At 61.6% G+C, this 502-nt stretch carries 1 protein-coding gene; it reads right to left on the minus strand.

Annotated features, from left to right (window positions below):
• Positions 1-475: glycoside hydrolase family 32 protein (locus DPV79_RS43185; protein WP_208866785.1), on the minus strand; the 475-nt coding region annotated here is incomplete at its 3' end.
• Between the last annotated feature and the right edge of the window lie 27 nt (positions 476-502).

A 502-nucleotide genomic window follows, 5' to 3' on the forward strand; every position in this document is an offset into this window, starting at 1 on the left:
GCTCGTTGTCGACCGGTCTGAGCTCGACGGATAGCTCGGTGTCGTCGCTGTCTACTTCGACGTCGACCGGCTTGTCGTCGGCGAATAGCTCAATCTCCTCGTTGTCGACCTCGACCTCGACGGGTCTGTCGTCCGCGAACAGCTCGATTACGTCGCTGTCGACCTCGACGTCGACCGGTCTGTCGTCGGCCAACAGCTCGATTTCTTCGCTGTCCACTTCGACCTCGACGGGTATCACCTCGTTGTCGACCGGCCTGAGCTCGACGGATAGCTCGGTGTCGTCGCTGTCGACCTCGACGTCGACCGGCCTGTCGTCGGCCAACAGCTCGATTTCTTCGCTGTCTACCTCGACCTCGACGGGCATCAGCTCGCTGTCGACCGGTCTGAGCTCGACGGATAGCTCGGTGTCGTCGCTGTCGACCTCGACATCGACCGGTCTGTCGTCGGCCAACAGCTCGATTTCTTCGTTGTCCACGTCGACCTCGACAGGTCTGTCGTCTGC

Source organism: Burkholderia reimsis (genome assembly GCF_003294055.1).
GTDB classification, from domain to species: Bacteria; Pseudomonadota; Gammaproteobacteria; order Burkholderiales; family Burkholderiaceae; genus Burkholderia; species Burkholderia cepacia.